Consider the following 7504-nt stretch of genomic DNA (forward strand, 5'->3'; position numbering starts at 1 on the left):
CCTCCACGGCGCGCCGGCACGAGCCATCCAGCGCAATGCATCAAACATGTCGCGCAGTTCGTATTTGCGCTGGGGCGCGTCAACGTCCATCAGCGTCAGATACGGCGCCGCGAAACTCCATTCCTCACCCGACACATCAGTCGGATACCCTTTGCGGTCGGTTGTTTTCATCCCGCCAGGATACCAGGTCTCAATCGAAGTTCCTAACACGCTCTAAGCTCGATAAGAACGGTTGTGTGCGATCCGGATCGCGGAAACCACGCATCCGGCGCTCCCGCTCACGCGTAGGTTGATGGCTGTCTTCGGCGCGGTTGTTCACCCGAGCACTGGCTTTGACGAAGACATGTTTGATGTTTGCCAGTTCGGGAATTTCGGCCTTCGCGGCCGGATAGCTGCGCAACTGCTCGATGACCATCCTTCGTGGCGCGTCGAGACAGGCTGCCAGCACGCGGTTGAACAAGCGCTTTGCTACGCGGCCTTATCGCGACGTTTCTGCAGCAGGATGTCGAGTTCGGCGCCGTGCTGGCCGACTGCCCGCCAGGGAGCAGATAACACTCGCCGAGCAACGTAACGGAGACTTCGTCAAGATTCTATGTGCGGCCGGGTTTGCGGCGAGCAGCTTTGACGCAATCTGCGAACCCTGCGCCGAATTTGATAACCAGTAGACCGGCTACACGCCATCAAATTTTTTGATGAGTTATATGGGAATTTTTTAATACTCACAGAGGAACGCTGCACTTAGTGGTGCATCTCAACTTGCACTGGCATTGTCAGGTTGACGGTAGGCCAGCGACAGAATGAAGTGGTGAAGAAAGCGAAATCGCTTTGTCACGGGCACAGCCGGGCGGGTCGGTGAGGTTTTCGGGGCAGCCTGAGCCTTCTGGACGTCGACGAGGTGTGGCTCGAACGGGGTGTCGCGGTCACTATGAGACGATCCGCTGATGGCGCGCTGCTTTGGCGCTCGATTCTCCCAGCGCGCCAAAGCAGCGCGGCCCAAGCCGGGCAGCAATGGCATCCGGACGAGATGTTCGTGACGCTGCGCGGCAAGCGGTATCTGTTGCGACGAGCACGGCGCTGAACTCGACGTGCTGGTGCAAAATCGGCGCGATAAGGCCGCAGCAAAGCGCCTCTTCCGGAAGGGGTCGATCGGGATCGGAATGAGCGTGCCTCGATGTCGCGCAGGCTGAGCTGAAACCGGAAGTACCACCGGACTGCGTGTCTGATGACCGCCACCGGAAAGCGGTGATCGTGGCAAAGCGACTTTGCATTCTTCATCCCACGACTTTACTCGACCATCCCGGCAACGTGACAGTGCCGACCAAGCGAGACTACCGAGAAGGAGGTCATCAAATTAATTTATGCTTGCGCAGGTCCCTATTGAGGTCTGTTTTGCTATATCTGATCAATATCTCTAAAGCGCAGTTGGTATCCTAAGGTATTCGACGACACAATTGCGACACAATGACTCGCCTACAATATCCAATAGACTTTTCTGTTAAGGAAACCTTAATGACTGGACCAAATGCATCGAAATTCTCATCAAGCTCAACCAACACCAACTGTTGGCGCACAACACTGTATGAGATCGCCATCATGGAGGAATCTTCTGCCGGGGCGAGGACAAATGGCAGTCGGCACGGCGTCCGTCGATCAAATTTTTGGCTGGCAAGGAACCTCGCGAAAACACTTTGGCCGCTAGCACAAGCTGCTGAGTCAGTCCTGTCGGCATCGGTGTTCTCAGCCACCATCAAGGACCTCTTCAGTTGTAACACCCGCTTAGCAAGGAAACGCTGGAAATGAAACGCCTAGCGTGGGCGATCGGAGAGGACGCTCATGCATACTGCCACGGGACGACCCCGCGCGGCCGAATGGCCGGCGCGTCGTCGTGATAGATAGATGCCAGGGGATATCAAGACCAGTCCATCGGATCACGGCAAGGCGCGGAAAACGTTTCCTGCGCAGTAGCCCGTCTCCAGCTCCAGAGCGGTCGCCCGCTGATTTTCCCTATGTGCGAGCACTCTCCTAGTGTATGCCGGCGGGGACGGGCGCACTGCTTAGGTTGATTGACGGGAGACGGCGAAGTCCGCGCTACTTATTGTCATCGTTCCGGTTTCTTTTTTCGAGCGACCGGCCATTTTCTTGATAGAAGGCTATTCGCAAGCATTGATCGAAGCCAACAACCTGATTGGAGTCTCGACTCGTGAATCTTCCAAAACGCATGCTCGTCGCCAATGTCGCGTGGGCCCAAGAAATGGGACGGCGCGAACCAAACTTGTTTCGCGCTCTAGCCATGGGGCAGAAACCGCAAGTGCTCTGGATTGGCTGTTCAGATAGCCGCGTACCCGCCGAAACCATCACCCACTGCGCGCCGGGGGATCTGTTCGTTCATCGCAACATCGCTAACCTTCTTCATCTCGACGACGACAACACCATGAGCGTGCTCGAATATGCTGTGTGTGAGCTGCGGGTCGCGCACATCATTGTCTGCGGGCACTACGGATGCGGGGGCGTGCGCGCCTCGCTACTTCCGCCAGCCGACGCCCTGCCGCACTTCAACCGCCGCATCAGGCCGCTTTGCGCGCTCGCACACACGCATCACGCGGCGCTCGCTCGCCTGCCATCGGAAGAGGCACGCATCAACCGGCTCGTCGAACTTAATGTACTCGAACAGGTACGCCTGCTGCGCGAGCATCCGCTCGTGCGTGAGCGTGCACCCTCTCCCCTTGTGCACGGCTGGATCTTTTCACTGAACGACGGCCAGTTGCGCGAACTCGACTCGGGCTATGAGCCTGAAACAACGAAGGCAATCGCCCCCGTCTGACCCGTCGCTCCAGATCGCTCCGCTTACCTCGTTCACCAAAAAATCGCAGTCGCACAAGTTTGGCGTCGCGGTATCCACCCTTCACTATTTTTCGCTTCCATCATGACTTCGAGAGCTTTCCCGTCTGCGCTTCTACGTGACGTCGCTGCCGGCGCTGTAGTCTTTCTTGTCGCGCTGCCGTTGTGTCTCGGCATTGCAGAAGCCTCCGGCGCAGAGCCGCTAGCCGGGCTGGTGTCTGGCATCGTTGGTGGCATCGTCGTTGCCTTGCTCAGCGGATCGTCCCTCAGTGTGAGCGGCCCCGCCGCGGGCCTCGTCGTGATCGTCGTCGACGGCATCGGGCGTCTCGGTAGTTTCTCTGCATTCCTTATTGCATTGCTGCTCTCGGGTGTCATCCAGTTCGGCTTCGGCACGCTTCGGGCCGGCCAGCTCGCCTCGTATGTGCCCACACCCGTCATCAAGGGAATGCTCGCCGCCATCGGACTGCTGCTGATCATCAAGCAGATCCCACTTGCAGTCGGTCTGACGTCGGGTCGCAACACCGAATCGTTGGCAGGCGCGCTTGCATCCATCTCGCCCATCGTCTGTACTGTCGCCGCCATCTCGCTCGCCATCCTTGCGGCCTGGGACACGCATACATTGAGACGCTTCGCGCTAGTGCGGTTCGTGCCCGCGCCGCTTGTCGTCGTAGTTGCGGGCGTAAGCGCGACGCTGGTTTGCGGCGCGCTAGGCGCCACGCTCGCGTTACCACCTGAGCACCGCGTAGCGTTGCCGGCCATCAAATCGTTCGCGGCGCTTGGCGACGCCTTGCATTTACCTGAGTTCGGGTTGAGCTTCGCGCGCCTTGTGGATCCGGAAATATGGATCGTCGCCTTGACGCTTGCCGTTGTCGCCAGTCTAGAAACGCTCCTGAGCCTCGAAGCCGTCGAGCAGATCGACCCGCAGCGTCGCGTCGCACCACCGAATCGCGAACTCAAAGCGCAAGGGGTCGGCAATATGGTGGCAGGTGTCATCGGGGGATTGCCCATCACATCCGTCATCGTCCGCAGTTCGGCCAACGTCCACGCCGGCGCGCGAAGCCGGCTCTCCGCAATCGTGCACGGCGCGCTGCTCCTCGTCAGCATGTTCGCGCTCACGGATGCGATCAACCTGATTCCGCTCGCGAGTCTGGCCGCCATTCTCATTCAAACCGGCTTCAAGCTCGCCAGACCGTCGCTGTTGATTACGCTCGCGAAACAGGGAGCGGCATCGTTCACTCCATTCATTGTAACGATCATCGGGGTGCTCGCCATCGATCTGCTCACCGGAATTGTCCTCGGCGTGCTGTGCAGCGCCGCGTTCGCGTTGTGGGCGAATCTGCATCGGCCTATTGCCCTCGCGCGACACGACGACCATTTCCTGCTCTCGTTTCGCAAGGATGTGTCGTTTCTCGGCAAGGTGGCGCTCAAGGAGATGCTAGCGCATATCCCGGATCGGGCGACCCTCATCGTCGACACAACCCGCGCCGATTTCATCGACCACGACGTGCGCGAACTGCTAGACCGTTTCATTGCCGAGGCGCCACTGCGGTCGATCGCGGTGGAGGTGCGAGACGCCGCTACGGTGCTACCTCCTGCAACGCGCTCAAGCGTCTGACCGCACGCCAACAGTGAATGCGATCCATGACGAACGGGTCTAGCAGGCCCGATCGTCATTGCGAGAAAACTGGCACTAACGCGTCCGAAAGTTGCGATGGGAAGCGAATTTCCGCCAGCACGTAGCGCTGCTCGATCAGCCAGCGAAACAATGCACCCTGAACTGATAGTGCATAGGCGATGGAATTCGGCGGCACCTCGCCTGTGAACGGCAGCCATTCGGGCGACGATTGCGGTCGTGCCGGCGCCCCCCCAAAGCGCGGGAAGTGGGATGGCGCAGATGCGCACGATAACCGGTTGCATCGTAAGCGCGTCGCCAGCAACGTCTTGACTGGAGATCGCGATCTTCAGACTGCGGCGCGGAGCTGATCGGAGACGACCCACGGCGCGAGTTCGTCGATGCGGTTGATCGCAGGGTCGGCGATGCGTGCGAGCACGAAGCGCAGATACGCCTCTAGATCGATGCCATTGAGTTTGGCGGTGCCAATGAGGGCACTGTCACGTTGGCGAGGTAGTCACGTAAGATGTCACGATGAAGAAAAGAAAATCGCTTTATCACGGCCACCGGTTCCCGGCGGCAATCATTAGTCTCGCGGTTCGGTGGTATTTCCGGTTCCAACTTGGCCTGCGTGATATTGAAGAACTGCTGTTCGAGCGCGGTGTCGTTGTCAGTTACGAGACGATCCGCCGCTGGTGCGACAAATTCGGCGCGGGCTTCGCACATCGCATCAAGGCTGCTCGCCGCAAGCCTGGGCGCACATGGCATCTGGACGAAGTCTTCGTTACGTTGCGCGATGAGCCTTATCTGCTCTGGCGGGCAGTCGACCAGCACGGCGCCGAACTCGACATCCTGCTGCAGAAACATCGCGATAAGGCCGCAGCAAAGCGCTTCTTCAACCGCGTGCTGGCCGCCTGTGCCGACGCGCCACGAAGGATTGTCACCGATCAATTGCGCAGCTATCCGGCCGCGAAGGCCGAAATTCCCGAACTGGCAAACATCCAACACGTCTTCGTCAAGGCTGCGGCCCGGGTGAACAACCGTGCCGAAAACAGCCATCAGCCTACGCGTGAGCGCGAACGCCGGATGCGTGGTTTTCGCGATCCTGGTCGCACACAAGCGTTCTTATCGAGCTTCGGTCCGATTCGCCAGCACTTCGCGCTCAAGCGACATTTACTGCGTGCCTCACTCTATCGCAAACAGCTCGCCGCACGCTTTGCCGGCTGGCATCGCTTCACTGGGCTCACCCAGGATCCGTCCAATTTCTGAGCAAATCTACCTCCTGTGCGCTCTTGCGTCTCGTATACCTTAACGTGACAACGCCCCCAACGAGGCATACTTCGCGGCGCTGCCTGCGATTAGATCGGCAGCATGATCACCCCGGCAGTCCCACTCAATTTCTCAACAAACTGTCCGAAGGAGTGAAGTCATCTTCAACGTGTACGCTTACCAACACGTGATGTCGGAAACCTGACTCACATGACAGTTATCTCAAGCATTAACGCGTAGAGTCGGCCGTATTTTGTGCTTGTCGGGCAACTGGTATGCAAACTGCTGGGGTATCGTGAACGCGTCCAAACGCGTTCGATTAGCCTGAAACGCAGTACGTTCCTCAATCGCTTCGTAGAATTTTCCCGCGTTGCCCGACAATAGTTCACATTTTTCCGACCAAGTTGGTCATCAACAGTTTTAAGCATGAAAGGGGATACACTCATGTCTTCATACTCCATATCCGTGGTCAATTCCAGCGGAGCTCCTGCAAAGGTCGCTATCTATCAGACATACCCTAATTTAAAAACAGGCTTGCCATTAGTTTGGCTTCTGCAAACGATCAACGATGGCAACACGAACACGTACCATTGGACAGTCGACTGGGCGCTAAACTGGGGGACCTCCGACCAACCACTAACACCGGGTGTCGAGTGGTGCTCAGGCGGCCCGATCCAAACCATGGATCCGACCACTGCTAACGGCAACAACGCTATGGGCGTGATCTATTCCAATGATCAGTTTAAGACATCTCCTCTGGCATTCCACGACAAGAAAGTGCCAAACGGTAGCATGCTGGTCATGACAGACACTTCATTCACAGTTAGAGAGTCAACAAATATGAGCATTGCCGTCTATATGAATAGCTTGCCAGCATTTGCAATGCCAGGAAAGCCAAATGGCAAATATATTTTTGACACACATCCGACCTACTGGATATGTACAACTGAGGAAAAGAAAGGCGTGGCTGTTTCAGGGACATATGTTAGTAACCCGAAGGAGGTTGTGTTTGGTGATGGCATCAATGAAATTGATTTCAAGCTAGATGAGACTCTACAATTCGTGCAGGTGTCGCCGTAGCTCGGGAGTAAGCGGCCGGCAAACCCGTCTTGACGAATTGAACTAGCGGATAGGATCCGCCGGCTGCCAGCGATGAGGCAGCAATGTTGAGATATCGCTGGCCTTGTGGGTTGGCAGTCGCGTCAGGACGTCCTTCAGATAGGCATGTGGTTCGTGCCCATTCAGTTGCGCTGAACGTAGCAGACTCATGATGGCCGCGGCTCGCTGCCCGGCTCGAAGCGAACCGACGAACAGCCAGTTCGACCTGCCGATGGCCCAAGGTCGTATCTGGTTTTCGACCCAGTTGTTGTGTATAGGCACGTGACCGTCATCGAGATAGCGGGTCAGCGCTTCCCATCGTTTAAGACTGTAATCCAGCGCTTTGGCAATCGCCGAACCTTCCGACACCAGCTTGCGCTGCGCCTTCATCCATTCGTGTAGTGCGCCGCAGACCGGTTTGGCCCGACTCTGTCGGAGCTTTTGGCGTTCGTCGGCTTGCAGCATTGCAGCGTCGCGCTCGATGTCATAAAGCGCAGCGAAGAACGGCAGCGCCTGCGCGGCGATCTGACTGCTGTGATTGGCGTGCAGATCGAAGAACTGTAAGCGGTCAATAAAAGACGCCCTTCCATCGAGGGGCAGAAGGTCAGAAGCTAGGTGTCCACGTGGACACCTGCACACTGACACTGATGACAGAGAACAAAGACCTGAAGAGCCGTCTGGTGATTG

6 protein-coding genes and 4 pseudogenes are annotated in these 7504 nt (G+C 57.5%); 4 read left to right on the forward strand and 6 right to left on the reverse strand.

Going from position 1 to position 7504, the window contains the following annotated elements; genetic code table 11:
* The 3 genes and pseudogenes from AB3X96_RS41665 to AB3X96_RS41675 all read right to left on the reverse strand — a co-directional run.
* A partial coding sequence (locus AB3X96_RS41665; RefSeq protein ID WP_368594308.1) for a transposase occupies positions 1-171 on the reverse strand: 171 nt, incomplete at its 3' end.
* A gap of 46 nt (positions 172-217) precedes the next feature.
* Positions 218-653: pseudogene (locus AB3X96_RS41670) on the reverse strand (DDE-type integrase/transposase/recombinase); the annotation flags it as partial.
* A gap of 514 nt (positions 654-1167) precedes the next feature.
* Positions 1168-1275: pseudogene (locus AB3X96_RS41675) on the reverse strand (IS6 family transposase); the annotation flags it as partial.
* A gap of 925 nt (positions 1276-2200) precedes the next feature.
* On the opposite strand from AB3X96_RS41675, the gene AB3X96_RS41680 reads away from it, so the two are divergent.
* Together AB3X96_RS41680 and AB3X96_RS41685 are read left to right on the forward strand one after the other, a co-directional pair.
* Positions 2201-2821, forward strand: coding sequence for a carbonic anhydrase (locus AB3X96_RS41680; RefSeq protein ID WP_176112474.1), 621 nt, complete (start codon positions 2201-2203; stop codon positions 2819-2821).
* 102 nt (positions 2822-2923) lie between these two features.
* Positions 2924-4453 (forward strand): SulP family inorganic anion transporter, encoded by a 1530-nt coding sequence (locus AB3X96_RS41685; protein ID WP_368594304.1) that lies wholly within the window; start codon positions 2924-2926, stop codon positions 4451-4453.
* Positions 4454-4565: 112 nt separating this feature from the next.
* Here the strand turns inward: AB3X96_RS41685 and AB3X96_RS41690 are convergent.
* Positions 4566-4756 (reverse strand): annotated as a pseudogene (locus AB3X96_RS41690) (integrase); the annotation flags it as partial.
* 43 nt (positions 4757-4799) lie between these two features.
* Positions 4800-4946: pseudogene (locus AB3X96_RS41695) on the reverse strand (transposase domain-containing protein); the annotation flags it as partial.
* Between the two features lie 38 nt (positions 4947-4984).
* On the opposite strand from AB3X96_RS41695, the gene AB3X96_RS41700 reads away from it, so the two are divergent.
* The gene (locus AB3X96_RS41700; RefSeq protein WP_368594305.1) at positions 4985-5719 is read left to right on the forward strand and encodes an IS6 family transposase; all 735 of its coding nucleotides are present in this window, start codon (positions 4985-4987) and stop codon (positions 5717-5719) included.
* Between the two features lie 444 nt (positions 5720-6163).
* Positions 6164-6799 carry a hypothetical protein gene (locus AB3X96_RS41705; protein WP_368594306.1) on the forward strand — a complete coding sequence of 212 codons (636 nt, stop codon included), beginning with the start codon at positions 6164-6166 and terminating at the stop codon, positions 6797-6799.
* 42 nt (positions 6800-6841) lie between these two features.
* Here AB3X96_RS41705 and AB3X96_RS41710 read toward each other — a convergent pair.
* A partial coding sequence (locus tag AB3X96_RS41710; protein WP_368594307.1) for a transposase occupies positions 6842-7504 on the reverse strand: 663 nt, incomplete at its 5' end.

The organism is Paraburkholderia sp. BR13439 (assembly GCF_040948805.1).
Classification (GTDB): domain Bacteria; phylum Pseudomonadota; class Gammaproteobacteria; order Burkholderiales; family Burkholderiaceae; genus Paraburkholderia; species Paraburkholderia youngii.